We start from the raw sequence: 26,979 nt of genomic DNA, 5'->3' as shown, positions 1-26,979 counted from the left end.
GGCTCGATTCTGCCAGGTGGGGTGTGTGGGGCGCGTCACGAAGCGGCGGGCCGCTCCAGTTCGTGGCGGAGGTCCTCCAGCTCGGTGCCGCCGGCCATCTGCCGGGTCAACTCGTCGAGCGTCACGGACTCCTTGGTGTGGCTGCCGGCCATGACGCCCCGCTTGAGGAGGACGAAACGGTCGCCCACCAGGTACGCGTGGTGCGGGTTGTGGGTGATGAGGACCACGCCGAGGCCCTGGTCGCGGGCGGCGGCCACGTACTTCAGGACGACGCCGGACTGCTTGACGCCGAGGGCGGCGGTCGGCTCGTCGAGGACGAGGACCTTGGCTCCGAAGTGGACGGCGCGGGCGATGGCCACGCACTGGCGCTCGCCGCCGGAGAGGGTGCCGATGGGCTGGTCGACGTCGCGCAGGTCGATGCCCATGCGGAGCAGCGCCTCGCGGGTGGTGGACCGCATCAGGCCGACGTCGAGCCGCTTGAGGGGGCCGGAGCCCTTGGTGGGCTCGGAGCCGAGGAAGAAGTTCCGCCAGACGGGCATGAGGGGGACCACGGCGAGGTCCTGGTAGACGGTGGCGATGCCCCGGTCGAGGGCGTCGCGCGGGTTGGCGAGGGTGACCTCCTCGCCCTCGATGCGGAAGGTGCCGGCGTCGTGCCGGTGCAGGCCGGCGACGATCTTGATGAGGGTGGACTTGCCGGCGCCGTTGTCGCCGAGGACGCAGGTGATCTCGCCGGAGCGGACCTCCAGGGACACCCCTTCGAGGGCGCGGATGTTGCCGTAGTACTTGCTGACGTCGTCCAGCTCGACCAGGGCGGTGGTCTCGGTCGTCACTTGGTGGCCTCCACGCGCTTGCGGATCCAGGCGTTCAGCAGGGTCGCGAGCAGCAGCATCGCCCCGAGGAAGAACTTGAACCAGTCCGGGTTCCACTCGGCGTACACGATGCCCTTGCTGGTCATGCCGAAGATGAGGGCGCCGACGGCCGAGCCGATGGCGGAGCCGTATCCGCCGGTGATCAGGCAGCCGCCGATGACAGCCGCGATGATGTAGATGAGTTCGTTCCCGACGCCTTCGCCCGACTGGACGACGTCGAAGGAGAAGAGCAGGTGCTGGCCGGAGATCCAGGCGCAGAAGGCCACGCCCATGTACAGGCCGATCTTCGTCCGGTAGACGGGGACGCCGACCGCGCGGGCCGCGTCGGCGCCGCCGCCGACGGCGAAGATCCAGTTGCCGAAGCGGGTGCGGAGCAGGATCCAGGTGGCGAGGGCGACGAGGCCGAACCACCACAGGATGGTGACCTTGAACTCGACGCCGCCGATCGTCAGCTGCGAGGCGAAGAGCTTCCGGGCCGAGTCGAAGCCCTCCATGTCGGCGATGGTCTTGGTGGAGACGGTGCCGGCGATCAGCTTGGTGAGGCCGAGGTTCAGGCCGGTCAGCATGAGGAAGGTGCCGAGCGTGATGATGAAGCTGGGCAGCTTGGTGCGGGTCAGCATGAAGCCGTTGAAGCAGCCGATCGCCAGGGTGACGAGCAGCGAGACGCCGACGCCTACCCAGACGTTCGCGGTCATCTGGTAGCTGAACATCGACGAGACCAGCGCCGAGCTCGTCACCAGCACGCCGGCGGAGAGGTCGAACTCGCCGCCGATCATCAGCAGGGCGACGGGGACCGCCATGATGCCGATGGTGGAGGCCGCGTAGAGGACGGTGCCGAGGCTCGATGCGCGCAGGAAGCTGTCGGCGACGACCGAGAAGAACACGAAGACGGCGATCGCGCCGACGACCGAGCCGAGCTCGGGGCGGGCGAGCAGCTTCTTCAGCGGGGTGGTGCGCAGGAGCCGTTCGTCGACGTGGTCGACGCCGTCCGACGGCGGGGCGGTGGAGCTCATCGGGTGCCCCGCTCCGCGTAGCCGACGAGTGCGGCGGCGTCGTCCTTGGTGATGATCTGGGGGCCGGTGAGGACCGGCTTGCCGCCGCCGAGGACGTCGGCGTTGTAGCGGTACAGCCAGAGCAGGTCGACGGCCTCGTAGCCCTGGAGGTAGGGCTGCTGGTCGACGGCGAAGCCGAGGGTGCCGTCCTGGAGGGCGGTGGCGACCTTGGCGTTCAGGTCGAAGGTGTCGATCTCGGCCTTGCTGCCCGCGCTCTTCGCGGCCTGGACGGCGGCGTCGGCGAAGGGGGCGCCGAGGGTGACGACGGCGTCGATGGCCTTGTCGGACTGGAGCTTGGCCTCGATGGACGCCTTGACGTCGGGCATGTTGGTGCCGTCGACGTAGAGGTTCACGAGCTCGCCGCCGAAGGTCTTCTTCGCACCGGCGCAGCGCTGCTCGTGGCCGACGTTGCCCTGCTCGTGCAGGACACAGAGGGCCTTCTTCCTGCCGCGTGTGTCGAGTTCCTCGCCGACGGCCTCGCCGGCGACGGTCTCGTCCTGGCCGATGTGGGTGAGCGCGCCGTAGGCCTTGGACTGCTCGGCGCCCGAGTTCACCGTGATCACGGGGATGCCGGCCTTCACGGCCTTCTCGACGGCGGCCTTCATGGCGTCGGGCTTGGCCAGGGTCACGATGAGGCCGTCGACGCCCTTGGAGACGTACGAGTCGATCAGCTGCGCCTGCTGCTGCGCCTCGTCGCTGTGGGCGTACAGGAAGTTGATGTTGTCCTTGGCGGCGGCCTGCTGGGCGCCCTTCTGGACGATGTCCCAGAACGTGTCGCCGTCTCCCGAGTGGGTGACCATCGCGAAGGTCCACTTCGGGGTGTCGACGGCCGCGCGGCCCTGGGCCTGTGCCTGGGCGGCCTTGCGGGCGTCCTCCGCCCGCTTTCCGCCGGTGCTGCTGCACCCCGCGAGCGCCCCTGTGAGTGTGAGCGCGAGCACGGCGCCGACGACGGCGCGTACCCCTCCGGTCCGAAGCCTGGTCACGAGGCCGTGCCCTCCTTTGTGTCCTTCTGCGTGCATTGCAGTATCGGTCATGCGGGTCATGGCGCTCGTCAGGGGGCCCGCCCTGGTCCGTGCACCCCCTAGGGACGGACCATCAGCCGGAACTCGAACGAGTAGCGGGCGGCCCGGTAGAGGTGGGAGCCGTACTCGACGGCCCGACCGGTGTCGTCGAAGGTGGTGCGCTCCATGGTCAGGAGCGGGGCACCCTCCCGCTCGTCGAGGAGCGCGGCCTCGGCGGCGGTCGCGGCGCGGGCGCCGATCGACTGCCGGGCGCTGTGCAGGGTGAGCGCGGCGGAGCGGAGCATCCGGTACAGGCCGGTGGTCTCCAGGAGCGCGGTGTCCGGTGCGACGAGCCCGGCGGGGAGGTGGTTGCGCAGGTACGCCATGGGTTCGCCGTGCGCGGTGCGGAGCCGTTCCAGGTAGTGGACCTCGCTTCCCTCGGGTACGCCGAGGGCGGCGGCGACCGGGCCGGTGGCGGGTTCGAGCCGGTTGACGAGGACCCGGGTGGCGGGCCGCTGCCCGGCCGCGTCGAGGTCGTCGTAGAGGCTGCTGAGTTCCAGCGGGCGCCGGACCCTGCTGTGCAGGACCTGCGTGCCGACGCCCCGGCGGCGGACCAGGAGGCCCTTGTCGACGAGGGTCTGGATGGCCTGGCGGACGGTGGGGCGGGAGAGGCCGAGGCGGGTGGCGAGGTCGATCTCGTTGCCGAGGAGGCTGCCCGGGGCGAGCGTCCCGTTCTCCACGGCGCTCTCCAGCTGCTGGGCGAGCTGGAAGTAGAGCGGAACCGGGCTGGTGCGGTCCACGGAGAGCGGGGGCAGGGCGGATCCGGACTGCTTGGACACGGGAAGGAGCGTAGCCCCGGTGAGCGGAGGACAGGAAGCTTCATGACGGGAAGTCGTGACGTCCGGATGTCCTGACAAATCCTTGACAGTCGGGCAGGCCGCCCCCACGGTGGGGGCATGCGCATCGGACTCATCGGTACGGGACGGATCGGGAGCTTTCACGCGGGTGTGCTGGCCCGGCATCCGGAGGTCGGGGCGCTGGTCGTGGCGGACGCGGACGCGACGCGGGCGGCCGGCGTCGCGGGGGCGCTCGGCGCCGAGGCCGCGCCGGACGTGGACGCGCTGCTCGGGCACGCGCTGGACGCCGTGGTGATCGCGTCGGCGACCGCGGCGCACGCGGAGCTGATCGCCCGCGTCGCCGCGGCGGGTCTGCCGGCGTTCTGCGAGAAGCCGATCGCCCTGGACGTGCCGGGCACGGCGACGGCGCTCGCGGCGGTGTCGGCGGCGGGTACGGAGCTCCAGCTGGGGTTCATGCGCCGCTTCGACGCGGGGTACCGGGCCGCGCGCGCGGCGGTGCGGTCGGGGCGGCTCGGCCGGCTGCACACCGTGCGGGCGGTGACCTCCGACCCGGAGCCGCCGCCCGCCGCGTACCTGCCGCTCTCCGGCGGTCTCTTCCGGGACTGTCTGGTGCACGACTTCGACGTCGTCCGCTGGGTGACCGGCCGGGAGGTCGTCGAGGTGTACGCGACGGGCTCGGACACGGGCCCGGCGATGTTCCGGGAGGCGGGCGACGTCGCCACCGCCGCCGCCCTCCTCACCCTGGACGACGGCACGCTCGTGACGGTCACGGGAACCCGGTGCAACGGCGCCGGGTACGACGTGCGGATGGAGCTGGCGGGCGACCTGGACCAACTCGTGGTCGGCCTGGACGACCGCGCGCCGCTCACCTCGCTCGAACCGCAGGGCCCTCCCCCGCCGGGGAAGCCCTGGCCGGGCTTCCTCGACCGGTTCGGTCCCGCGTACGAGGCCGAACTCGACGCCTTCGTACGCCTCGTGCGCGGCGAGGCCGCCAACCCCTGCGACGGCCGGGAGGCCTTGGCGGCGCTGCGGATCGCCGAGGCCTGCGAACGCTCGCGCCGGGAGCGGCGTCCGGTGAGGGTGGACTCCTAGGAGGCGCCCCGGGCCGGCGTCACCACCGGACCGGAAGGGCGCGGACACCGCGCATGAGGAGGCCGGGCAGCCACTCCCAGGGGGCGCCCTCGGGATCGAGGGCGAGGTCGGGGAAGCGGTCCAGGAGGGTGCGGAGCGCGATCCTGCCCTCCAGGCGGGCGAGGGGGGCGCCGAGGCAGTAGTGGATGCCGTGGCCGAAGGCGAGGTGGCCGCGGGTGTCGCGGCGGATGTCGAAGCGGTCGGGGTCGGAGAAGCGGGCGGGGTCGCGGTCGAGCGCGCCGATCCCGACGAGGACGCTCTGGCCGGCCGGGATCTCCCTGCCGCCGAGGGTGACGTCCTCCCGGGTGAAGCGGAAGGTCCCGGTCTCCACCGGCCCGTCGTACCGCAGGGACTCCTCGATCGCGCCGTCGAGGAGGTCCGGGTCGGCGCGCAGGGCGGCGAGCTGCTCGGGGTGGGTGAGCAGGTTGCGGACGGTGTTGGAGATCAGGTTGACGGTGGTCTCGTGGCCGGCGATGAGCAACAGGTAGGCCATGGCCCTGAGTTCGGGGCCGGAGAGCCGGTCGCCGTCCTCGGCGCGGGCGGCGATCAGGCCCGAGAGCAGGTCGTCGGCGGGTCCGGCGCACCGCTTGTCCTCGATGAGTTCGTCGAGGTAGCCGCCGAAGCCCTCCAGGGCCTCCTGGATGCCCCGCTCGCCGGTCGGCACGACGAGCTCGTGCGACCAGCGCCGGAAGGTGTCCCGGTCCTCGGCGGGCACGCCGAGGAGTTCGCAGATGACGGTGATCGGCAGCGGGAACGCGTACGCGTCGACGAGGTCGGCGCGTCCGGCCGGTTCCATCGCGTCGGCGAGTTCGTGGGTGAGCCGTTCGATACGGGGCCGCAGGCCCTCGACGCGGCGTCCGGTGAACTCCGCCGTGACCAGGCGGCGCAGCCGTGTGTGGTCGGGGGCGTCCGCCGCGAGGAGGTGGACGCCGATGATGTCCTCCTCGGGCGGCCGTACGCCGATGACGGACGGGGACTTGGCGAGGCGCGGGTCGGCGAGCGCCGCGCGCCCCTCCTCGTGACCGACGACCAGCCAGAACTGGAAGCCGTCGGGCATCCGCACCTCGTGCACGGGGCCGGCTTCGCGGAGCTTCGCGTAGTAGGGGTACGGGTTCGCGGTGAAGTCCGCGCCGTACTCCCCCAGTTCGATGACGGACATCTCGGCAGACTATCCGACCGGGATCCGGCGACCACTGCCCCGGCTTCCCCCCGCGCCTGCCGCCACGGACCGAAACGAGAGCACTGCTCTTGACCCGACGACACTCGACGACACTCGACGGGAGAGCATTGCTCCATAACTAGAGCATCGCTCTCGCAGGCGGAAGGACCGTCATGCCGAAGCTGTTCCACACAGGACCGTCGCTGGAGGCGCTGCACGAGCAGTACGCCAAGCGGCGCCGGATCGACGCGGCGGCGCCCGTCACCTCGGCCTCGGAGATACGCGTCGAGGCCCCGGCCGAGCGGGGCTGGCAGGTGCTCAGCGACCTGACCGGCTGGGCCGGGATCCGCCCCGGCCACCGCCTGCTGAAGCTGGACCAGGGCGTGGCCGTCGACGCCCGTTTCACCTGGGCGATCGGCCGCAACCGCATCCACAGCCGCTTCGCCGTCGTCGACCCCGCGCGCGAACTGACCTGGACGGGCGTGTCGATGGGCGTGAAGGCCGTCGATCGCAACCTCCTGACCCCCACCGGTGACGGCGCGACCCTCTACCGCCTGGAGGAGTCCATGGCGGCTCCCCTCATCCCGCTCTTCTTCGGCGAGGCCCGCCTGCGCGCCCAGCACGAGCAGTTCCTGAGCGCGGTGAAGCAGGCGGCCGAACGACCGGCCTAACCGTTCCCGCCCTGGCCCCCGTCGCGGTCGCCGTCCCCGCCCTGGCCCCCGCCCCCGTCCCCATCGCCGTCCCCGTCGTCGTCGAGGAGGCCCGCGTCGTGGACGAGGAGGGCGATCTGCACCCGGTTGTTGAGGTCGAGTTTGGCGAGGATGCGCGAGACGTGGGCCTTGACCGTGGGGACGCTCATGTACAGCCCGGCGGCGATCTCGGCGTTGGAGCGGCCGTGGCCGACGGCGACGGCCACTTCCCGTTCGCGGTCGGCGAGGCGGTCGAGGCGGTCGGCGGCCGTGGCACGCCGGGGCCGTTCCGGCACGCCGGCGACGTGGGTCATCAACTGGCGGGTGACGGCCGGGGAGAGGACGGGGTCGCCGGCCGCGACGCGGCGGACGGCGGCGACGATCTCGGCGGGCGCGGTGTCCTTGAGGACGAAACCGGCGGCTCCGGCCCGCAGGGCGCGGAGCACCTGCTCGTCGGCGTGGAAGGTGGTGAGGACGACGACCTCGGGGGCGCCCGGGTGGGCGCGGAGGCGTTCGGTGGCGGTGAGCCCGTCCACGCGGGGCATGCGGATGTCCATCAGGACGACGTCCGGGACGTGCCGGGCGACGAGTTCGGGGACGTCGGCGCCGTCGGCGCCCTCGCCGACGATCTCCAGGTCGTCGGCGCCGCCGAGCATGAACGTGAGGCCCGCGCGGACCAGGGGGTCGTCGTCGACGATGAGCAGCCGGATGGTCATGCGGGCCACGGTAGCCAGGCGCGCAGGGCGAATCCGCCGTCGGGGTCCGGACCGTGGTCCATCCGGCCGCCGGCGAGGGTGGCGCGTTCGGTGAGGCCGATGAGTCCCTGGCCGGAGCCGGGGACGTGCGGGACGGGTCCCTCGGGGGCCGGGTTGTGGACGGTGACGGTGAGGCCTTCGCCGGGACGGCCCGCGACGGTGACGGTGACCTTCGTTCCGGGTGCGTGCTTGCGGGCGTTGGTGAGGCCCTCCTGCGCGATGCGGTAGGCCGTACGGCCGGTGGAGGCGGGGACGGCGGAGGGGTCGTCCACTTCGACGTCGAGGACGACGTCCGCTCCGGCCTCGCGGGACTCCGCGGCGAGCGCGTCGAGGGTGGCGAGGGTCGGCTGGGGCCGGTCGCCGTCCCCGTTCTCGCCGGGGGCGCGCAGGACGCCGATGATCTCGCGGAGGTCCTGGAGGGCCTCGTGGGCGCTGTCGCGGATGACGCCGGCGGCGCGGGCGATCTGCTCGGGCGGGGCGTCGGGCCGGAACTCCAGGGCGCCCGCGTGGACGCTGAGCAGGGTGAGCCGGTGGGCGAGGACGTCGTGCATCTCGCGGGCGATGGCCTCGCGGGCGAGCCGCTGGGCCTGGGCCGCGCGCAGTTCGGCCTCGGCCTCGGCGCGGCGGGCCCGCTCGCGGAGGGCCTCGACGAGCTGGCGCCGGGAGCGGACGAGCATGCCCCAGGCGGTGACGAGGAGGATGAGGATCGCGCCGATGGCTACGTTGAGCCCCGCGTTGGTGGTGGGGTCGGGGCGGACGAAGACCTGGGCGGCGGAGGTGGCGACGGCCAGCGCCCCGATCCACGCCACCTCGCGGAAGGGACGGCGTACGGCGACGCTGAACAGGCTCGCGAGGAGCGCTCCGGCGGCGACCGGGGCCACGACGTTCACCAGGGCCAGCGCGACGGCGAGTCCCACCGGCCACCGCCGGCGCAGCCAGAGGGCCGAGCAGGCGGCGGCGCCGGCGAGCTGGTCGACGAGGGTGACGGTCTCGCTGGTGTACTCCGCGCTGGCGTCGGCGGCGAGCAGCCCGACGAACGCCGCGAGCAGGAAGAGCGAGGTGTCCACGACCCAGTCGCGGGCCGTTCGGCGGGGCCGCGCCGCCCCGCTCCCGCCCGATTCGACCAGGTGGGAGGGGAGCAGCCAGCGCTGCCGGTCCGTACGAGTCATGTCCGCAATGTACGCAGCCCAGGGGCCCGCACCGGGCACGAGCGGCAGGGACGCTACCTAAGTCGCGCGGGTCGATACTTCGGTAGCGGTGGCCGTGGACCGGAGGCGGACGCGGCCGCTCCCCCGCCCCGGCCATGATCACGGCATGAAGAGATTCCTGGAGGTCGTCGGTTTCCTGCTCACCGTCCTCGGCGTCTGCGGGGTGATCCGCGAGCTGACGGACGGCTGGTTCAAGCTGATGGGCCTGACCCGCTTCCTGACCGACAACGTGGGGTTCCTCGAGGGCCGGGAGGTGTTCGCCAACATCGTGATGGCGGTCCTCGGCCTGGTCCTGATGGTCGCCTCGGACCGCGTACCGAAGTCCTGACCGTACGCGTCGCCCCCGGGGGCGTACGGCTCGGTCGGCCGTCGCCCCCGGGGGCGTACGGACGGTCGACCGGCAGCCCTCGCCCCCGCGGAAGCGCGTACGACTCAGCCGGTCGCCGCCCCGTCGGCGGCGCGGCGGCCCCACGTCGTGCCGGCCAGGACGAGGACGGCCCCGGCGAGGCCGAGGACGCCGGGGCGGTCACCGGCGACGGCGATGCCCGCGGCGGCGGCCCAGAGCGGCTCCGTGCCGAGGAGGAGGCTGACCCGGGACGGGGAGGTCCGGCGGACCGCCCACATCTGCACGAAGAAGGCGAAGAGCGTGCAGAAGACGGAGAGGAACAGCAGCCCGGCCCACTCGCGCGGCCCGAAGTCGAGGGCCACGGCCCAGGGCGACGCGCCGGTGCCCGGGAAGGCCGCGATGACGGCGAACACGGCGACCGCCGAGCCGAGCTGGACCGTGGTGAGCGACAGCGAGTCGGCCGAGCGGACCGCCTTGATCCGGGACATGGCCAGGACGTGGACGGTTCGGGCGAGGGCGGCGAGCAGCATGAGCAGGTCGCCGAGGGAGGGCGTGGTGAATCCGCCGCTCTGGGTGAGCAGGACCACGCCCGCCACGGAGAGCGCGGCCGCGGCGAGGAAGGCGCGGGGCGGCCTGACCCGCGTGACGGCCGCCTCCGCCAGCGGAGTGAAGATCATCGTGAGGCTGATGATCAGGCCCGCGTTGGTGGCCGACGTGTGCACGACCCCGTACGTCTCCAGGAGGAAGATCCCGCCGAGGATCAGGCCGAGGGTCACGGCGCCGCGCCACTGGGCCGCGCCCAGAGCCCGGAGCCTGCTCCACCCGGCGGCCACGAGGACCGGCAGGACCACGGCGAACCGCAGGACGAGGACCGCGATGACGGTGTGGGTGGTGGTGATGCCCTTGGCGGCGAGGTAGCTGGCACCCCAGACGACGGCGACGAGCAGCACGGGCAGGTCGGTGAGCCAGGCCCGGCGCGGGGCGTCGAGGGACACGGGTGCGGCGATCGAGGACATTGCGGCCGGTTCTCCAAGTCTCTGGGCGTGGTGGAGACTTCGACGGCTCGCACTCGGAGCGATCACCGTACCCGGACGGGCGCGTGGCGGCTACACCTTTCGCCGGGCCCCGATCAGTAGCTGCCGTACTCGGGACGACCGGCCAGCTCGTACGTGTGGAGGGCGACGCCCGCGCCGGTGGTGCGCGCGTCGGTGAGGCGGAACGCGGTGGGCCGGACCCCGTCGGTGAAGAGGCGACGCCCGGTGCCCAGGACCACGGGGAAGACATGCAGGTGGAGGGTGTCGATGAGGTCGTGGTCGAGGAGGGTCCGGGCGAGGCCCGCGCTGCCGTGCATCTGGATCTCGCCGTCCGTCCGCTCCTTGAGGGCGGCGACCTCCTCGACCACGTCGCCGCGGAGCACCGTGGTGCCCTCCCAGTCCGCCGAGGTCAGGGTGGTGCTGGCGACGTACTTGGGGAGGGCGTTCAGCTTGGCGGCGACGGGGTCGGCGGGGTCGGTCTGCTTGGGCCAGTAGCCCGCGAAGATGTCGTACGTGCGGCGGCCGAGGAGGAAGGCGGTCGGCCGGGCGAAGATCTCGTCGATGCGCCGTCCGAAGTCCTCGTCGCCGAACGGCACGGACCAGCCGCCGTGTTCGAAGCCGCCGCTGCGGTCCTCGTCGGGGCCGCCGGGCGCCTGCACGACGCCGTCGAGGGTGAGGAACTGGGTGAGGCTGAGGGTGGCCATGTCGGGTGCCCTTTCTGTTCTCGGGACATCGTGTCCCACCCCTTCCGACTCCACCGCCCGGCGGAAGTCATCGGCGGTCGGGTCGGCGTCCGATTCCCGCCGGTCTCCGCCCGCCCCGCCGACTTTCATTGAACCCGCAACCACTCAGCACTACACGGAGGTTTCGGGATGTCCACGATGAACGGCACGGCGGTCCTGGTCACGGGCGGCAGTCGGGGGATCGGCGCGGCCACGGCCGTACGGCTGGCCCGGGAGGGCGCCGACGTGGCCTTCACCTACGTCCAGGACGAGGCACGGGCCAAGGAGGTCGCCGCACGCATCGAGGAGACCGGCCGCAAGGCGCTCCCCCTGCGGGCCGACGCGGCCGACGCCGGCGACGCCGCGGGCGCGGTGGAGTGGGCGGCGGACGCCCTGGGCCGGCTCGACGTGCTGGTCAACAACGTGGGCGTCGGCGTCCTCGGCCCGCTGGAGTCCCTCACCCTCGCGGACGTGGACCGGACCCTCGCGGTCAACGTCCGCGCCGCCTTCCTCGCCTCCCAGGCGGCGGCCGCGCGACTGCCCGAGGGCGGGCGGATCGTCACCATCGGCACCTGCATGACCCGGCGCGTGCCGGGCCCCGGCGGAAGCCTCTACACGATGAGCAAGGCCGCGCTGACAGGCCTGACGAAGGCGCTCGCCCGGGAGCTGGGCAGCCGCGGCATCACCGCCAACATCGTCCACCCCGGCCCCGTCGACACCGACATGAACCCGGCGGACGGCCCGTACGCCCAGGGCCAGGCCGCCCTGACGGCACTCGGCCGCTTCGGCACCCCGGACGAGGTGGCGGCCATGGTCGCCTTCCTCGCCGGCCCGGAAGGCCGTTACGTGACGGGCGCCGAGTTCTCGGTGGACGGCGGGCACGCGGCGTAACGATGACGGCCGAAGCACACCAGGGCCGCGACACCTGAACCGAGCCGAACCCACCGAGCAACGCCCACCCACAGGCCCCGTCCTGTGACGCCCACACCCAGGACCGGCGAGTGAGCCGAAGGGCGCCGCCGGGGGAACGACCCCGAGCACGGTCGGGGTCGTTCCCCCGGCTGCGGGCGCCCGGAGGCGAACCGAGCCTTGGAAAAAGACGAGAGGGCGCACCGGTGCTGTCGGGTCGGTGCGCCCTCGCGGGCCGGACGGGGTGTCGTGCCCGCCCAGTTCGGGGTGCCGGGCCGCGTGGCCGCGTCCGGCTCGGGGAGGGGGTGGCGTCAGCCGCCGAGCTCCTGGTGGCGGGCGGTCAGGCGCGCCGTGCCGGCGTCCGTGAGGGAGCCGAAGAGGCGGAGGCGGGAGATGCCGCCGTCCGGGTAGATGTCGATGCGGACGCGGGAGCCGACGGCCGGGGTGTCCAGGACGAAGCGGTGGTTCGTGTCGGGCTGGAGGCGGGTCCGGGGGAGGATCTCGGTCCAGTCGTCGGAGCCTTCGGCCGCGACGGAGAGCGCGGCCCAGCCGGCGCTGTTGCCCTTGAGGTACGCGGTGTCGATCTCGACGGCGCGGATCTCGGACTCGGCGACGAGGCCGTAGCGGATCCAGTCGTTGCCCTTGTCGCGGCGGCGGCGGGTCTCCCAGCCGTCGTCCATCTTGCGGGAGCGGCCCGGCTGGATGGTGTTGGTGGCCGGGGAGTAGAAGCGGTCGGAGGCGTCCTCGACCTGGCCGCCGTTCTCCAGGGCGGCGAGGTCGAAGGTGCCGAGCACGCCGAGCCACGCCGGGTCGGGGGCGACCTCGCCGTGGACGCGGAGGCGGGCGATGCCGCCGTCGGGGTGCTGGTTGACGCGCAGGTGGGTGAAGCGCTGCTCGACGTCGACGGCGAAGCCGTTGGCGGCGTGGCCGCCGACGGCGGTGCGGGGGACGAGCGTCGTCCACTTCACGTCGTCGGCGAGGAGTTCCTCGGGCGAGGGCGAGCCGGCGACCGAGGCGGCCTCGACGGAGACGGCCTGCGGGTAGTTGCCGCGGAAGTGGGCGGTGTCGACGACGATGCCGCGGATGACGCCGGGCGCGCCGAGCCGTACGAGGGCCCAGTCGTGGTCGTCCTCGGTGGGGTGCGGCTGCTGGGCCGAGACGCCGCGGCGGCGGCGGGTCTCCCAGCCGTCCATGATCTTGCCCTTGTGGCCGAAGTGCTCGGGGTCGAACTCGGCGGCCTCGGGCTTGAGGAGGTTCTCGCGCTCGGCGAAGAACTCGTCGTTGGCCGCGATGACGCCCGCGCCGAGGCGCCGGTCGGCGAGGTCGGCGTACCGGGTGAAGGGGAAGTCGGCCGTCCGGTAGTCGGCGTACGGGTCGCCGCCGCCGTAGGGGCTGGCGTCACCGGTGAAGCTGGGTATGGACGACACGTCAGTTGTTCCTTTCGAGGAGGCGGCCGGAGGGCTCGGCGAGGGTGCCGTGGTCGGCGATCCGCTCTCCGCGCAGCCAGGTGGAGGTCACGACGCCGCTGAGGGTCCTGCCCGCGTAGGCGGTGATGCGGTTGCGGTGCTGGAGCTCGGCCGGGTCGACGGTGAAGGTGGCGTCGGGGTCGAGGACGGCGAAGTCGGCGTCGCGGCCGGCCTCGATGGCGCCCTTGCGGGTGAGTCCGGCGAGCCGGGCCGGGGCTTCGGACATCCAGCGGGCGACGTCGGTCAGGTCGAAGCCGCGGCGGCGGGCCTCGGTCCAGATGGCGGGGAGGCCGAGCTGGAGCGAGGAGATGCCGCCCCAGGCGGAGGCGAAGTCGGGGGTCTTGAGGTCCGCGGTGGACGGGGAGTGGTCGGAGACGATGCAGTCGATCGTGCCGTCCGCGAGCCCTTGCCAGAGGGCGTCCTGGTTGGAGGCCTCGCGGATGGGCGGACAGCACTTGAACTCGGTGGCGCCGTCCGGGATCTCCTCGGCGGTGAGGGTGAGGAAGTGCGGGCAGGACTCCACGGTGATCTTGACGCCCTCGGCCCTGGCGGCGGCGATGAGCGGCAGGGCGTCGGAGGAGGACAGGTGCAGGACGTGGACGCGGGCGTTCAGCCTGCGGGCCTGGTTGATCAGGTTCTCGATGGCGGTGTTCTCGGCGTCCCGGGGGCGGGAGGCGAGGAAGTCGGCGTACGCGCCGCCGGAGCGCTGGGGCGCGGCGGCGAGGTGGTGGGGGTCCTCGGCGTGGACGATCATCAGGCCGTCGAAGCCGGAGATCTCGGCGAGCGAGGTCGCCAGCTGTTCCTGGTCGAGGGAGGGGAACTCGTCGACGCCGGAGGGCGACAGGAAGCACTTGAAGCCGTAGACGCCGGCGTCGTGGAGCGGCCGCAGGTCCTTGACGTTGTCCGGCAGGGCGCCGCCCCAGAAGCCGACGTCGATGTGCGCCTTGCGGCGGGCGACGTCCTGCTTGACGCGGAGGTTCTCCACGGTGGTGGTGGGGGGCAGCGAGTTGAGCGGCATGTCGAGCAGCGTGGTGATGCCGCCGGCGGCGGCCGCGCGGGTGGCGGTCCAGAAGCCCTCCCACTCGGTGCGGCCGGGGTCGTTGACGTGCACGTGGGTGTCGACGAGGCCGGGGAGGACGACGTCGTCGCCGACGTCCTCCAGCCGGGCCCCGGCGGGCACCTCGGCGTCGTACGGCAGCACGGCCGCGATCGTCCCTCCGGAGACGGCGATCGACGCCGGGCGCGTCCCCTCGGGGGTGATGACGCGTGTCGAGCGCAGGACCAGGTCGACGTCCACCCGTACCCCTTCTTCAAGCACTTCGGCGAGAAATTCAACGAACTGTTGAAGGAGTCTTCACTTCCGGACGACATGCCGTCAAGGGCACACTTCCAGCATCGGCCCTCAATGAACCCGCCTTGGACGTTTCCACAAAGTGGAAAGGAAATTCCGTACAGTAGAACGTAGCTCCGCACATGTGGGGCGGACGCGGACCCCGCCGGGCCCTCGCCGACACCGGACAAACACCCCCTGACCGGCCCGTACACCGAGCCCGGGACCATGTGCCCCGGCCGCCGGCCCGGTAGGCTGCTGCCTTGCCCGCCTGCCTCGAAAGGACCGTTGACGTGCCGACGTCCAGCGCCAGCACCACCGACGCCGCCAAGCCCTCCGCCGCGAGCGGTGGCGTCCAGTCCCTTGAGCGTGCCTTCGACCTCCTGGAGCGGATGGCCGACGCCGGGGGCGAGGTCGGGCTCAGCGAACTCTCCGCCAGCAGCGGGCTCCCGCTGCCCACCATCCACCGCCTGATGCGCACCCTGGTGGCCTGCGGCTACGTCCGCCAGCAGCCCAACCGGCGGTACGCGCTCGGCCCCCGCCTCATCCGGCTCGGCGAGTCCTCCGCCCGCCTCCTCGGCACCTGGGCGCGGCCCTACCTGGCGCGGCTCGTCGAGGAGACCGGCGAGACGGCGAACATGGCGCTGCTCGACGGCGACGAGATCGTGTACGTGGCACAGGTGCCGTCCAAGCACTCGATGCGCATGTTCACCGAGGTCGGCCGCCGGGTGCTGCCGCACTCGACCGGCGTCGGCAAGGCCCTCCTCGCGCACACCCCGGCGGACGAGGTGCGCGCGCTGCTCGCCCGTACCGGCATGCCGGCCGCCACCGAGAAGACCATCACCACGCCGGACGGCTTCCTCGACGCGCTCGTCGCGGTCCGCGAGACCGGCTACGCCGTCGACGACAACGAGCAGGAGATAGGAGTCCGCTGCCTCGCGGTCTCCGTGCCGGACTCCCCCACCGCCGCGGCCATCTCCATCTCGGGCCCCGCGGGCCGCGTCACCGAGGCGGCCACGGAGAAGATCGTCCCGATCCTCCAGGAAGTGGCCCGCGAACTCTCGGCCGCGCTGGCGAACACCTCGGGCAACGGCCAGGGCTGACGCCGCCATGGGGGCGGACATCGACGGGGTGATCGAGGTCCGCTCTCCCGGCGGCCGGTGGGAGTTCTCCCTCGACCTGCCGGACAGCGCGCTGCGCCGCGACCGGCACGCCCGCGAGTGCCTCTTCGGCTACGGCGGGGTCCTCCGGGTGGACCGGCCCCTGTTCGACCGGCGAGGCATCCCCGAGGACGCCTCGGAGCCGGTCCCCGACACGTACGACGAACTCCACCACAGCCACTCGTACGCCACCTGGGCCGAGATCGCCGCGGTCGACTGGGACGCGCCGCTCTGCGACCGTCCCGACGGGAACCACATCGGCGAATGGCGGCCCGGCCCGGACGGCGCGCTCGCCCTGCACGCCACCCCCTGGACGCCCGTCGAGGTCCTCGACGCCGCCGAGGACCTCTTCGGCGAGGACCTCATGCCCCACGAGTGGCCGGCGGGCGGCGAGGTCCACCGGGACGGGGCCGTCTACCGCCCCGTCACCTTCACGCCCCGCATGTTCGTCCCGCCGGACGGCGACTGGGCCCCCGTCTGGGCGGCGATGCGGGAACGGGCCGCCGCCCACGGGGCCGAGAACGTCCGGCTGGTCGTCTGGTTCGGCTGATGCCGCGAGACGCCTGATCCGGTCCAGTCCGGTCCGGTCCGGCGTCTCAGACCGGTACCGAGTCCGTCAGCCGGCCGTCCTGGACCGTCACCGTGCGGTCGGTCCGGGCCAGGTGCGTGCGGTCGTGGGTGACCAGGACGGTCGCCGTCCCCCGCTCGGCCGTCAGCGTGGCGAGCAGGTCCATGACCGCGGCTCCCCGCTCGTGGTCCAGCGCGCTGGTCGGCTCGTCGACGAGGAGGACGGACGGCTCGTTCATCAGGGCCCGGGCGATGTTGACGCGCTGCCGCTGACCGCCGGACAGCTGGTGCGGCCGCCGGTGGGCCTGGTCCGCGAGGCCGACCGCGTCGAGCAGGTCGAGGGCCCGGCCCCGTACCGCCTTGGGCGGACGCCCGGAGAGGTGGGCCATGACCTGGAGCTGCTCGGCCGCGCTGAGCGAGGGCAGCAGGTTGGGCTGCTGGAAGACGATCCCGATGCGCTCGCGCCGCAGCTCCGCCTTGGCGGCCGGGGTGAGCGACCCGGTGTCCTTGCCGGCGACGACGACCCGCCCCTCGTCCGGGGTCACCAGGGTGGCGGCCACCGCGAGGAGGCTGGACTTGCCGGAGCCGGACGGCCCGACGACGGCCGTGAGCGTACCGGCCGGGACGTCGAGGGAGACGGCGTCGAGGGCGGTGAGCCGGCCCTCGCCGTCGGGGTAGGTGAGGGTGACGGCGTCGAGGACGAGACTCATCGGGCGCTCCCGAGGGCGGTGAGGGGGTCGACGGCGGTGATGCGCCGGATGGACAGGGCGGCGCCGAGCACACCGAGGACGACGATCACGGCGGCCGGCCCGAGAACCGTCAGCGGCTCCAGGACGAAGGGCACGTTCCCGCCGCTGACCAGCGCGCCGATGCCGACCGCGAGCCCGGTGCCGAGCAGGGTGCCGGCGGCGAGCATGAGGACGGCCTGCCCCAGGGCGTCCCTCAGGAGGTACGGGGTGGAGGCGCCGAGCGCCTTGAGGACGGCGACGTCACCGCTGCGCTGGATGGTCCAGACGGTGAAGAACGCTCCTATGACGAGCGCGGAGATGGCGAAGAGGAAGCCGCGCATCAGCTGGAGCGATCCGTTCTCGGCCTGGTAGGACCCTATGGCGGTGAGCGCTCCGTCGATCGTCCGCGCCTCGGTCCCGGCGGCCTGGTCGCCGGCCGCCCAGTCCGTGCCGCCGCCGCTCAGCGCGATGACGGTGGCCTGCTCCTGCGGGGTCGTGCCGCTGCGGCCGAGCTCCTGCCAGTCGTCCAGCGAGGTCCACACCACCGGGGTGTGGCTGTAGGAGGCGTCGCCGGAGACCGCGGTGACCGTGACCTCCAGGGGGCCGAGGCGGACGGCGTCTCCCGCCGCCACGCCGAGCTCCTCCGCGGCCGACTCCGAGAGGACCGCCTTCCCCGTGCCGACGGGCACGGGCGCGAGCCCCGCGTCCGGCTCCGTGCCGAACGCCGAGACGGCGGCGGTACGGTCGCCGGCGGCGGCGTTGAGCGTGCGGATGCCGATCGGGTCGGCCTCCGTCACCCCGGGCCGCCCCGCCCACCGCTCCCACTGCTCCTCCGTCACCGTCGAATTGGTGAACGAGACCGACTGCCCGGCCGGCGGCGCCGCGAAGGCCAGCCGGTCGGCGGGCAGGCCGGTGATCGCGGATACGTTCTCCCGCGCGAGCCCGGCGGTCAGCCCGGACAGCAACCCCACGAGCAGGGTGATCAACACGATCACGGTCCCCATGAGGGCGAACCGCCCCTTGGCGAATCTCAGGTCTCTCCATGCCACGAACATGCTGACCAGAGTGGTCGGCGAGGTGCCCCGCGGGCATCGCGCCACGGATGGCTCCGCAATCAATCTTTCGGTTGAGTCCGGATTGTCTCCCGCTGTCTACGCTGGAGGGATCATGGATCCCCGCTCCCCCTTCCACCCCGCCCGGCGTCCCCTCACCCCCGTGCTGCGCGTGCTTCGCCTCTGCCTGCACGTCCTGATGGCGGGCCTGCTCGTCCTGGCGGCGGTACGGGCGGACTCGGCCGCAGGGACGGTCATGGCGGCCGTCATGGGCGCGGTCTACGCGGCCGGCTCGTACCTGCCGTCCGTGCGGAGCTCGCAGCGCGCCGCCGGCGCGTGGCTGGCGGTCCTCGGAGCGTCCTGGCTCGCGCTGCTCTGGCTCACCCCGGAGGCGCTCTGGCTGGCCTTCCCGCTGTACTTCCTCCAGCTGCACCTGCTGTCCACGCGCTGGTCGCTGCCGGCCGTGTCCCTCACGGCGGCGGCCGCGATCCTCTCGTACGTGGGACACGGCGCCGCGCTCAATCCGGGGGTCTTCATCGGGCCGCTGCTCGGCGCGGCGGTCGCGGTGGCGACGGTCCTCGGCTACCACGCCCTGTACCGGGAGAGCGAGCGTCGGCGGCGGCTCATCGAGGAGCTGATCGAGACGCGGGCGGAGCTGGCGGCGGCCGAGCGGCACGCGGGGACGCTCGCCGAGCGGGAGCGGCTCGCGCGGGAGATCCACGACACGCTCGCGCAGGGCCTGTCCTCGATCCAGCTGCTGCTGCGGGCGGCCGAGCGGGTGCTCCCGGCGGACTCACCCGCCGCGGGTCACATCGGCCGGGCCCGCGAGGCGGCGCAGGACAACCTGGCGGAGGCGCGGCGCTTCGTCCGGGCGCTCTCGCCGCCGGACCTGGAGCACGGCTCCCTCGCGGCGGCCCTGGAGCGCCTGTGCGAGCCCGGTCCCGGCCCGGCTCCGGAAGGTCCGGCCGACGCGGGCGCGTACGGGCCGGGACCCCGGGTCCGCTTCTCGGTGAGCGGCACGCCGGTCGAGCTGCCCACTCCCTACGAGGTGGCGCTGCTGCGGATCGCGCAGTCGGCTCTGGCGAACACGGTGCGGCACGCCTCGGCCTCGCGCGCGGAGATCACCTTGTCGTTCATGGACGCGTCGGTGACCCTGGACGTGGTCGACGACGGCCGGGGCTTCGACCCCGCTTCCGTACGCCCCTCGTCGGACGGCGGTTTCGGGCTTCCGGCGATGCGCTCGCGGGCGGAGTCGCTGGGCGGCACGTTCACCGTCGAGTCGGCGCCGGGCCAGGGCACCGCCGTCGCCGTCGCCCTCCCCCTCCCCACTGGAGCCTCCGCATGACCATCCGACTCCTCCTCGCCGACGACCACCCGGTGGTACGGGCGGGCCTGCGCGCGGTCCTCGACACCGAGCCGGACTTCGCGGTGGTCGCCGAGGCAGCCACCGCCGAGCGCGCGGTGGAGCTGGCCGCCGCCGGTGACATCGACGTGGTCCTGATGGACCTGCAGTTCGGCGCCGGGATGCACGGCTCGGAGGCGACGGCGGCGATCACGGCGGCGCCCGGTGGGCCGAAGGTACTGGTCCTGACCACGTACGACACGGACGCGGACATCCTGGCGGCGGTGGAGGCGGGGGCCTCCGGCTACCTCCTGAAGGACGCGCCGCCGGAGGAGCTGGCGGCGGCGGTCCGCACGGCGGCCGCCGGACAGTCGGCCCTCGCCCCCGCGGTGGCGCACCGGCTCATGGACCGCATGCGGACACCGGCGGAGGCCCTGACCAAACGCGAGCTGGAGGTGCTCCAGCTGGTGGGCGAGGGCCTGTCGAACCAGCAGATCAGCAAGGCCCTGTTCCTGAGCCAGGCGACCGTGAAGTCCCACCTGGTGCACGTGTTCGCGAAGCTGGGCGTGGACTCGCGCACGGCGGCGGTGGCGGCGGCGACGGCGCGCCGGCTGATCAGGCGGTGAGGCTGTCCGGCCGGCCCTCGGCCGACGTGTCGGCCCGGGCGGCCATCAGGTCCTGGAACGACCGCATGCACGGCAGGCAGTGCCGGTCGGTCCGCACCCCGTCGGCGTCACGGTCGACGGTCTGACCGCAGAGGCTGCTGCCCGCCTGCTTGGCGATCACGTGCCAGACCAGAAGGCCGCTGGAGTGGTCGGGCGCGATGTGCATCTCGTACATGGCAGGTTCCGTTCTCGGGTGTCCAGGTTCCCACCCAACTCGTGCCGGGCGGCACCGGCACGGCGACCAGGCCAAGTGGGTGAACCCGGGCCCCCGCGCCCCCGAGCGGGAACCTCCTCACGTGGGCTTCGCGGCGGTTCGCTTCGACTTGGCGGTCGACGCGGACTTGCGACCCCGCGCGGCGGGTGCGGGCGACCCGGCCTTGGTCTCGGGCTTGGTCTTGACCTCGGGCTTCTTGGCTTCGGGCTTCTTGGCTTCGGGCTTCTTCGCCTCGGGCTTGGCCTCGGGCTCGGCCTTGGCGTCGGGCTCGGCCTTCGACTTCGGGGCCTCGGTCTTGTCGGCCTTGCCCGTGGGGGCGGCCGGCTCGCGCGATCGGCCGCCGATAGGCCACTTCAGCTCGATCTCCAGCTCGATCTCGCCGTCGTCGACCTCGAACTCCACCTCGCTGCGGAGTTCTTCGGGGACCCGCAGGCTCAGCACACCGGCCCCCAGTCGGAGCTCGGCCTCCTCGCCCTCCCTGAGCGCCCCCGCGAGCTCCTCCAGCAGTTCGGCGGCCTCGGTACGGGTCATGGAGCTCTTCTGCTCGAACTTCAGGTCGTTCACAGCTGCCTCCCACCGGTGGGACGGCCTGAGACGTCCACGTCATCGGCCGGGGCGACGCACAGGGCCCAGATGACGATCCCGGACATCACGATCATGATGACGGACCACCACGGGTAGTACGGCAGCGACAGGAAGTTGGCGATGATGACCAGGGCGGCGATGCCGATGCCGGTGTAACGCGCCCAGGCGGCCGCCTGGAAGAGTCCGAAGCTGACCAGCAGGGCGACTATGCCCAGGCAGAGATGGATCCAGCCCCAGCCGGTGAGGTCGAACTTGAAGACGTAGTCGGGCGTGGTGACGAAGACCTCGTCCTCGGCGATGGCCATGATCCCGCGGAAGATGCCGAGCAGCCCCGCGAGGGACAGCATGACGGCGGCGAAGGCCCGGAGTCCCCCGGCCCAGGCGTATTTCGCCGATGACGCGGGAGGGGTGCGGGTGGCGTTCATGTCGGTCTCTCCTTCTCCCCGGCCCGTCTCAGGCACCGGTCGTGGTGGTGCCGGCGGGTGTGGACGGGCGGTCGTCGTTCAGGACGAGGCCCTTGGCCCGTTGGAACTCCTCCTCGCTGATGTCGCCCCGGGTGCGGAGCTCGGCGAGCCGGCCGAGTTCCTCGGCCCGGCTGGGACGACTGTCGCCGCCTGCGGTATCGCGGACGTAGGCGTCGAAGGCCTGCTGCTTCTTGCGGGCGTGCTCGATCTCCCGACCGCCCATGGCCTTGCCGCGGGCGATCACGTAGACGAGCACGCCGAGGAACGGCAGCAGGATGACGAAGGCGAGCCAGCCGCCCTTGCCCCAGCCGTTCATGGTGTCGTCGCGGAAGATGTCGCCGATGATCCGGAAGAGCAGGATGAACCAGAGGATCCACAGGAAGAGCCACAGCATGGTCCAGAACATGCTGAGCAGCGGATAGTCGTAGGCGAGGTACGTAGGTGTGTCCATGTCTCCGCTCCGTTTCCGGGTCCTTCTCCCGCCGGAATCACTTCGGTCGTTCCGGCAGCCGCCGTAGTTCCGTCACGTGCAGTCCGAGCGACTGGAAGCGGGCCAGCAGGCCGTAGAGATGTGCCTCGTCCACGAGCGGGCCGTACAGCACCGTCTGGCCGGAGATCATCACGTGCTCCAGTTCGGGGAAGGATCCGATCAGCGTCTCGGACATGAGCCCGTCGACGCGGATCTCGTACTGCATGGCGTGCCCTTCCGGGTTGGCTGTCACCTGGCCGGTCGTGCGCCTCTTCCGGTCGTGCCCTCCATGTCTCTCGTGGCCCCGTCCATGAGGTTCGTGTCCCTGGTGTCCCCGACCGTGCGGTTCGTGTCCCTGGTGTCCTCGACCGTGCGGTTCGTGTCCCTGGTGTCCTCGCTCCGGTCGTGCCCTAGTCGCCATGGTCTGCCTCGGTGTCTCCGCCGGCCTCACCCCGCGCGGGTGAATCACGGGCCGGCGGGGCCGGGCTCCGGCCGGTTCGGCTCCGGCGGGTCGGGCTCCGGCGGGTCGGGGCCGGCGGTCTTCCGGCCGCGGCCGCGCCTCCTCCGGTCTGGCCGACGCCGGGCAGACCGCGTGTCACCAGGAAGCCGGCGAGGGTGATGCCTCCGGTCGCGAGGACGGCCGCCTTGAGGCCGTCGAGCTGGGCCGAGGCGTACGAGTCGGTGACGGCCTCCACCTCCTGGGGCGGGAGTCCCGCGCTCTCCGCCGCCGAGCGGACCTGGTCGGTGGAGACGAAGCTGATCCCGGACTCCAGGGCGATGCTCGTCTGCTCGCGCGCCTCGTCCGAGAGCCTCGGGTCGTCCTCCACCTGGCGGGTGAAGGCCTGGGCGAGGGCTCCGATCAGCAGGGATCCGATGAGGGCCGTGCCCAGCGCGGACCCCAGGTTCTGGGCGGTGAACTGCGGTCCTCCGACCTCGCTGCGCTCCTGTTCGCCCACGCTGGACTGGACGACGTTGCCGAGCTGGGAGGCCGGCAGCCCCATGCCCAGGCCGAGGAGCGCCATGGCCCCGAAGAACTGGGCGTCGTCGATGACGGGGTCGATGGTGCCGAGGAGCCAGGCGATGGAGGCGAGGAGCGGTACCAGGGCCGTCCGTACGATCCGCCGCGGGCCCAGCCTGCGGCCGAGCTTCGCCGCGCCGAGGGAGGCCGCGAGCATGGTGACGGAGACCGGCAGCAGCCGCGGTCCCGTCTCGAAGGCGTGGAGTCCCTGGACTACCTGCAGGTAGAGCGGGATGGTGAAGAACAGTCCCAGCAGGATGAGGTTCTGGCTCAGCAGGGTCAGCAGCCCCGACCGCAGGGTGGGCCTGCTGAGGAGGGCCCGTGGACCAGGGGTCGGCGCCGCGGGCCTCCCGCCTTTCCTCCCGGGCCCGGAAGAGGAACAGACCACCGCTCCGGCCCCGACCACGAACAGCGTGGGGGCGAAGCCGAAGACCGTGAAGGGCGGGTTGCGCGGCTCGACCCACCCCCAGCTGCTGCTCTGCAGCACGCCGAGCACCCCGAGGCCCAGGCCGGCCGCCGACAGCACGGCGCCGACGACGTCCAGGCCGGGGCGCCGGGTCGCCGGGGTCGACTCCGGGATCGCCCGCCGCAGGAGGAGGACGGCCAGCACCACCACGACCTCGTCCGCGAAGACCAGGCGCCAGGTGAGGTACGTCGTCACCCAGCCGCCGAGCACGAGCAGCGGACCGACGGCGATGCCGGCGCCGGCCAGGCCTCCGATGACGCCGTACGCGACGGAGCGGTCGCGGCCCCGGTAGGACTCGGCGACGAGGGCCGCCATCGACGGGAACACCAGGGCGGCGCCGAGCCCCTCGATGACCGACCATCCCAAGGCCAGGACCCAGAGGGGGCGCGACGGCGGTCACGGCCGATCCGACGCCGTAGACCGCCATGCCGATCAGGAAGACCCGGCGCCGGCCCAGGATGTCCCCGAACCCGCCTCCGATGATCATGAAGGCTGCCATGACCAGGGCGTACAGGGTGATGACGGCCTGGATGGCGGTCACTTCGGTGTCGAAGTCCTCGACCAGCTGGCTGATGGAGACGTTCATGACGGCGGTGTCCAGCACCATCAGGAACTGGGCCGTCCCCAGCACCATCGGAGCGAGCCGTTTCCTCACGGTCGCCACCTCGCCGGGCCAGGCTGCCGTTGCCCGCGGCAGCAGACGGGGTGAGCCCGCCCTCGCCGCCATCACATCCGAAACGGTCGCCCGTCGCCTCACCCGCCGCGGGTGAGCGCGGGTGGCGTCCGTCGTCCGGGCGGCGGGCGTCCGGTCACAGGAGCCGCAGCTCGCGGGCGCGGCGGACCGCGTCGTTGCGCCGGTGGACCGACAGCTTGCGGTAGACGCTCTTGAGGTGGGTCTTCACCGTGTTCACGGACACATACAGGTCGGCGGCGATGTCCTCGGTCGACATCGCCCGGGCGAGCCGCTCCAGGACCTCGCGTTCCCGCCCGCTGAGCTCCTCCAGCGGTGCTCCGGGCCCGGGTCCGCCCTGCTCCGGTCCACCGTGCGGCTCCGGGTCGGGTACGAGCCATCCGGCGGCCAGCGCCCGCAGCGCGGGCTCTGCCAGGAACGGGCCGATCCACGGCCCGGCGCTCCGGAAGGCGCGCTTGAGCTCCTCGCGGCGGCCGTCGACGAGAGCCTGCGCGAGCAGCCTGCGGGCGGTGGCGGGATCTCCCTCCAGCGCCGCCGCCTGGGCCCGTACCAGCGCGGCCGGTACGGCCACTCCCGGCCCTGACCGCCCGTGGGCCGCGAGGCCGTCGAGCAGGTGGACGGCCGTGCGGGGGTCCCCTGCGGCGAGGTGGGCCCGTGCCGCGCCGACGGTGCACGGCGGCTGGTCCGCGGCGAACTCCCGGAGGGCTTCGACGGCCGCGTCCGGGCGGCCTTCGGCCAGGTGGGCCTCCGCGAGGACCAGGGCGGCGTGACCCTCCGCCCAGGGCGAGACGTCGGTGGCGGGGACGGCCCGGGCCGCCACGGCCAGAGCGGCGCTCGTGCGGCCCCGGGCCAGGAGTACGCGGGCCGTCCCGGCGCGTGCGGCCGCGGCCACCACCGGGTCCGCCGACGTCGGACCGGGCGTCCCGGCGAGGAGGGCCTCGGCCCGGTCCACGTCGTCCCGGCCGAGGGCGACCGCGGCCAGGACCAGCTGTCCCAGTCCGGAACCCCACGGCGGGGCGAGGCCGTACCGCTGGGCCTCGGCCGTCATCGCGAGCACCTTGCGTTCCGCCGCGCCCGGCCACCCGTTGAGGTGGTCGACGAGCGCCAGGTGTTCCAGTGCCTCCAGCCGCGGGAGCACCGTGGAGGCCGTACGGGGCCCGCGGGTCACCGCGGTGAGGGCCTCCCGGGCCTCGTCGAAGCGTCCGGCCCACAGCCGGGACGAGCCCACGTGGGTCAGCAGCAGGGCGCCGAGTTCCGGGTGTCCGTCCAGCAGGCGGGAGGGCAGCCGCGGCATCAGCTCCCGGGCCGACCGGATGGCTTCCTCCCCCGGCCGCGCCGAGCCGGCCAGCCGCCCGGCCAGTGCCTCGAGGAGGGCGCGGCTCAGCAGGGCCGCCGGGGAGTCGCGGCCGTCGACCGCCGGCTGTCCGGCCGCACGGCGCAGATGCGTCATGCCTCCGTCGAGGTCCGACCGGGACAGCGCGTACGCGGCGCGGACGAGGTTCGTGGCCGGGTCGGGCGTCTCCCCGTCCATGCCGGCGAACCAGTCCGCCGGTTCCCCGGCGCCCAGGCCGGTGAAGAGCTGTCCGATCGCCAGATCCTCGACCAGGGCCTGGGCCATGTACGTCCAGTCCTGCGCGGCGGCGCCGTGGGCCAGCATCTCCGGCAGCATGCCGGAGCGCCGCAGCCAGTGCGCGGCCTGCCGGTGCAGCTGCGGTTCGAGACCGGGGGCGCGGCGGCGCAGATGGGCCCGGAGGATCTCCTGGAACAGTGGATGGAGCCGGTACCAGCCGTGCCCGAAGTCCTCGACGAAGGCGTTCGCCCGGTGCAGTCCCGCCAGGATCGTCGCGGCGTCGCGCCGCTGGGTCAGTTCGTCCGCCAGGTCGGGGCAGAAGCGGTCCAGCACGCTGATCCGCAGCAGCAGGTCCTGGGTCTCGGGGGGCTGCCGTTCCAGCACCTCGGCCAGCAGGAAGTCGGCGATGGTGCCCTGTCCCGCCTCGAACTCCTTCAGATAGAGCTCGGGATCCGGGCTCGACCGTGCCGCCAGGGCGCTCAGCCGGAGCCCCGCCGCCCATCCCCGGGTGCGCTCCACGAGCGCCCGGGCCACCGGGACGGCCAGCGGCAGCCCGTGCAGTTCGAGGAGCTCGACCGCCTCCTCGGGGGTGAAGGACAGCTCGGCGTCCCGGATCTCGGTCATCTCACCGGTGAGGCGGTAGCGGTGGAGCGGGAGGAGGGGTTCGGTGCGGCTGACGAGGACGAGGCGGAGTCCCTGGCGTGCGTGCCGCAGGACGAACTCCAGCTGCCGTGCGACCTCGGGGTCGGTCATCCGGTCGAACTCGTCGACCACCAGGACGACGGGCCGGTCGCGCCCGGCGAGTTCCCAGGCGAGCCGGCTCAGGAGCGTGTGGTGGACCCGGGTGGCGTCGGCGGGGAGGTCGATCGCGGTCGGCGGCGGTACGCCACCCGCGTTCAGTGCCTGGAGGAGGTGGGCCCAGAACATCCCGGGGCCTTCGACCTCCGCGTCGAGCGTCAGCCAGGCGAGCGGCTGCCCGAGGTTCGCGGCCCAGTCCGCGACCAGGAGGGTCTTCCCGGCCCCCGCGCTGCCGTTGACCAGGGTCAGCGGGGTCCGCAGGGCCTGCCCGAGGTGCTCGACCAGACGGTCGCGCCGCAGAAACGTGCCGGGGCGGCCCGGCAGGGCGAACCGGGTCCGCAGGAACGGGTCTCCCAGTGGGTCTGCGCCGCCGCTGAGCGGCACGCCCCGCGGAAGCTCGTCCCCCGTGTCCTCCACCTCCACCACCACCTTCCGGCCGGGCCCGCCGGGGAGGGGCCTCCCTTCAGGATGGAAGTCTTCTCCCCGAATCGGCCACCGCACAGAGCGGTGAGAACCCCTCCTGGGTACCCGAAGGTCCCGGTCCGAGGGGACCGCCGGGGGGATCCGAGGGGCCACCGGAGGAACTCGGCCCGGTCGTCGTGGGCGTCCTGCGAGCATCCGGTCCGGTCACCGTGGGAAGCGTCGTCGGCGTCGGGCCCGGT

At 73.0% G+C, this 26,979-nt stretch carries 28 protein-coding genes and 1 pseudogene; 8 read left to right on the top strand and 21 right to left on the bottom strand.

What is annotated here, in order from left to right:
* Positions 1–35: 35 nt before the first annotated feature.
* The 4 genes from OO54_RS16920 to OO54_RS16905 all read right to left on the bottom strand — a co-directional run bounded on the left by OO54_RS16920 (position 36) and on the right by OO54_RS16905 (position 3,722).
* Positions 36–830, bottom strand: coding sequence for an ATP-binding cassette domain-containing protein (locus OO54_RS16920; RefSeq protein ID WP_033203992.1), 795 nt, complete (start codon positions 828–830; stop codon positions 36–38).
* Positions 827–1,882 (bottom strand): ABC transporter permease, encoded by a 1,056-nt coding sequence (locus OO54_RS16915; protein ID WP_033203990.1) that lies wholly within the window; start codon positions 1,880–1,882, stop codon positions 827–829. Before OO54_RS16915 ends, OO54_RS16920 begins: the two co-directional genes overlap by 4 nt.
* Positions 1,879–2,904 carry a sugar ABC transporter substrate-binding protein gene (locus OO54_RS16910; RefSeq protein ID WP_033203989.1) on the bottom strand — a complete coding sequence of 342 codons (1,026 nt, stop codon included), beginning with the start codon at positions 2,902–2,904 and terminating at the stop codon, positions 1,879–1,881. Before OO54_RS16910 ends, OO54_RS16915 begins: the two co-directional genes overlap by 4 nt.
* 98 nt (positions 2,905–3,002) lie before the next feature.
* Positions 3,003–3,722 carry a GntR family transcriptional regulator gene (locus OO54_RS16905; protein WP_033204016.1) on the bottom strand — a complete coding sequence of 240 codons (720 nt, stop codon included), beginning with the start codon at positions 3,720–3,722 and terminating at the stop codon, positions 3,003–3,005.
* 156 nt (positions 3,723–3,878) lie between these two features.
* On the opposite strand from OO54_RS16905, the gene OO54_RS16900 reads away from it, so the two are divergent.
* On the top strand, positions 3,879–4,871 hold the full coding sequence (locus OO54_RS16900; RefSeq protein WP_033203987.1) for a Gfo/Idh/MocA family protein: 993 nt from the start codon (positions 3,879–3,881) through the stop codon (positions 4,869–4,871).
* Positions 4,872–4,890: 19 nt separating this feature from the next.
* On the opposite strand, the gene OO54_RS16895 is transcribed toward OO54_RS16900, so the two are convergent.
* Positions 4,891–6,069: a cytochrome P450 family protein gene (locus tag OO54_RS16895; protein WP_033203985.1), complete on the bottom strand. Its 1,179-nt coding sequence runs from the start codon at positions 6,067–6,069 to the stop codon at positions 4,891–4,893.
* 173 nt (positions 6,070–6,242) lie between these two features.
* Between OO54_RS16895 and OO54_RS16890 the strand changes: the two genes are divergently transcribed.
* Positions 6,243–6,740 carry an SRPBCC family protein gene (locus OO54_RS16890; protein ID WP_033203983.1) on the top strand — a complete coding sequence of 166 codons (498 nt, stop codon included), beginning with the start codon at positions 6,243–6,245 and terminating at the stop codon, positions 6,738–6,740.
* On the opposite strand, the gene OO54_RS16885 is transcribed toward OO54_RS16890, so the two are convergent.
* Positions 6,737–7,474 (bottom strand): response regulator, encoded by a 738-nt coding sequence (locus OO54_RS16885; protein WP_234439404.1) that lies wholly within the window; start codon positions 7,472–7,474, stop codon positions 6,737–6,739. The two genes, OO54_RS16890 and OO54_RS16885, sit on opposite strands and share 4 nt — an antisense overlap.
* Positions 7,471–8,682, bottom strand: a complete 1,212-nt coding sequence (locus OO54_RS16880; protein WP_033203979.1) for a sensor histidine kinase — start codon at positions 8,680–8,682, stop codon at positions 7,471–7,473. The genes OO54_RS16885 and OO54_RS16880 overlap by 4 nt, the downstream gene beginning before the upstream one ends.
* A 145-nt stretch (positions 8,683–8,827) precedes the next feature.
* On the opposite strand from OO54_RS16880, the gene OO54_RS16875 reads away from it, so the two are divergent.
* Positions 8,828–9,049, top strand: coding sequence for a hypothetical protein (locus tag OO54_RS16875; protein ID WP_033203977.1), 222 nt, complete (start codon positions 8,828–8,830; stop codon positions 9,047–9,049).
* Between the two features lie 104 nt (positions 9,050–9,153).
* Here the strand turns inward: OO54_RS16875 and OO54_RS16870 are convergent, their stop codons facing one another.
* Both OO54_RS16870 and OO54_RS16865 read right to left on the bottom strand, forming a co-directional pair.
* On the bottom strand, positions 9,154–10,083 hold the full coding sequence (locus tag OO54_RS16870; RefSeq protein WP_033203975.1) for a DMT family transporter: 930 nt from the start codon (positions 10,081–10,083) through the stop codon (positions 9,154–9,156).
* Between the two features lie 113 nt (positions 10,084–10,196).
* Entirely contained in the window at positions 10,197–10,805 is a 609-nt protein-coding gene (locus OO54_RS16865) for a dihydrofolate reductase family protein (protein ID WP_033203974.1), read from the bottom strand.
* A 168-nt stretch (positions 10,806–10,973) separates the two neighbouring features.
* On the opposite strand from OO54_RS16865, the gene OO54_RS16860 reads away from it, so the two are divergent.
* The gene (locus OO54_RS16860) at positions 10,974–11,714 is read left to right on the top strand and encodes an SDR family NAD(P)-dependent oxidoreductase (RefSeq protein ID WP_033203971.1); all 741 of its coding nucleotides are present in this window, start codon (positions 10,974–10,976) and stop codon (positions 11,712–11,714) included.
* Between the two features lie 329 nt (positions 11,715–12,043).
* On the opposite strand, the gene alc is transcribed toward OO54_RS16860, so the two are convergent.
* Together alc and allB are read right to left on the bottom strand one after the other, a co-directional pair.
* Positions 12,044–13,159: an allantoicase gene (gene alc, locus OO54_RS16855; protein ID WP_033203968.1), complete on the bottom strand. Its 1,116-nt coding sequence runs from the start codon at positions 13,157–13,159 to the stop codon at positions 12,044–12,046.
* A gap of 1 nt (position 13,160) precedes the next feature.
* Complete coding sequence (allB, locus tag OO54_RS16850; RefSeq protein WP_033203966.1) at positions 13,161–14,495, bottom strand: allantoinase AllB; 1,335 nt, start codon at positions 14,493–14,495, stop codon at positions 13,161–13,163.
* 326 nt (positions 14,496–14,821) lie between these two features.
* On the opposite strand from allB, the gene OO54_RS16845 reads away from it, so the two are divergent.
* Entirely contained in the window at positions 14,822–15,631 is an 810-nt protein-coding gene (locus tag OO54_RS16845; RefSeq protein ID WP_026057778.1) for an IclR family transcriptional regulator, read from the top strand.
* A 7-nt stretch (positions 15,632–15,638) separates the two neighbouring features.
* On the top strand, positions 15,639–16,238 hold the full coding sequence (locus tag OO54_RS16840) for a hypothetical protein (RefSeq protein WP_033203964.1): 600 nt from the start codon (positions 15,639–15,641) through the stop codon (positions 16,236–16,238).
* Between the two features lie 46 nt (positions 16,239–16,284).
* Here OO54_RS16840 and OO54_RS16835 read toward each other — a convergent pair whose 3' ends face one another.
* Both OO54_RS16835 and OO54_RS16830 read right to left on the bottom strand, forming a co-directional pair.
* Positions 16,285–16,965: an ABC transporter ATP-binding protein gene (locus OO54_RS16835; RefSeq protein ID WP_033203962.1), complete on the bottom strand. Its 681-nt coding sequence runs from the start codon at positions 16,963–16,965 to the stop codon at positions 16,285–16,287.
* Entirely contained in the window at positions 16,962–18,038 is a 1,077-nt protein-coding gene (locus tag OO54_RS16830) for an ABC transporter permease (protein ID WP_051786994.1), read from the bottom strand. Before OO54_RS16830 ends, OO54_RS16835 begins: the two co-directional genes overlap by 4 nt.
* A gap of 112 nt (positions 18,039–18,150) precedes the next feature.
* Between OO54_RS16830 and OO54_RS16825 the strand changes: the two genes are divergently transcribed.
* Entirely contained in the window at positions 18,151–19,380 is a 1,230-nt protein-coding gene (locus OO54_RS16825) for a sensor histidine kinase (protein ID WP_033203959.1), read from the top strand.
* Complete coding sequence (locus OO54_RS16820) at positions 19,377–20,003, top strand: response regulator (protein WP_017236859.1); 627 nt, start codon at positions 19,377–19,379, stop codon at positions 20,001–20,003. The genes OO54_RS16825 and OO54_RS16820 overlap by 4 nt, the downstream gene beginning before the upstream one ends.
* On the opposite strand, the gene OO54_RS16815 is transcribed toward OO54_RS16820, so the two are convergent.
* The 8 genes and pseudogenes from OO54_RS16815 to OO54_RS16785 all read right to left on the bottom strand — a co-directional run bounded on the left by OO54_RS16815 (position 19,993) and on the right by OO54_RS16785 (position 26,740).
* A complete protein-coding gene (locus tag OO54_RS16815; protein WP_033203957.1) occupies positions 19,993–20,217 on the bottom strand; it encodes a hypothetical protein in 225 nt (74 codons plus the stop codon). The genes OO54_RS16820 and OO54_RS16815 overlap by 11 nt on opposite strands.
* Positions 20,218–20,334: 117 nt before the next feature.
* Positions 20,335–20,820, bottom strand: coding sequence for an amphi-Trp domain-containing protein (locus OO54_RS47420; RefSeq protein WP_033203956.1), 486 nt, complete (start codon positions 20,818–20,820; stop codon positions 20,335–20,337).
* Entirely contained in the window at positions 20,817–21,266 is a 450-nt protein-coding gene (locus tag OO54_RS16805; RefSeq protein WP_033203954.1) for a DUF7144 family membrane protein, read from the bottom strand. The genes OO54_RS47420 and OO54_RS16805 overlap by 4 nt, the downstream gene beginning before the upstream one ends.
* A gap of 28 nt (positions 21,267–21,294) precedes the next feature.
* Entirely contained in the window at positions 21,295–21,756 is a 462-nt protein-coding gene (locus OO54_RS16800; protein ID WP_033203951.1) for an SHOCT domain-containing protein, read from the bottom strand.
* Between the two features lie 37 nt (positions 21,757–21,793).
* Positions 21,794–22,000: a hypothetical protein gene (locus OO54_RS16795; RefSeq protein WP_017236864.1), complete on the bottom strand. Its 207-nt coding sequence runs from the start codon at positions 21,998–22,000 to the stop codon at positions 21,794–21,796.
* Between the two features lie 184 nt (positions 22,001–22,184).
* Positions 22,185–23,624 (bottom strand): MFS transporter, encoded by a 1,440-nt coding sequence (locus OO54_RS41570; protein ID WP_267888955.1) that lies wholly within the window; start codon positions 23,622–23,624, stop codon positions 22,185–22,187.
* Between the two features lie 82 nt (positions 23,625–23,706).
* Positions 23,707–23,844 (bottom strand): annotated as a pseudogene (locus tag OO54_RS48325) (hypothetical protein); the annotation flags it as partial.
* A 223-nt stretch (positions 23,845–24,067) separates the two neighbouring features.
* Positions 24,068–26,740, bottom strand: a complete 2,673-nt coding sequence (locus OO54_RS16785; RefSeq protein WP_051786993.1) for a winged helix-turn-helix domain-containing protein — start codon at positions 26,738–26,740, stop codon at positions 24,068–24,070.
* Between the last annotated feature and the right edge of the window lie 239 nt (positions 26,741–26,979).

This window comes from Streptomyces wedmorensis, assembly GCF_000716445.1.
Taxonomy (GTDB): Bacteria; Actinomycetota; Actinomycetes; order Streptomycetales; family Streptomycetaceae; genus Streptomyces; species Streptomyces wedmorensis.
This window is presented reverse-complemented; position numbering and strand designations above follow the sequence as displayed.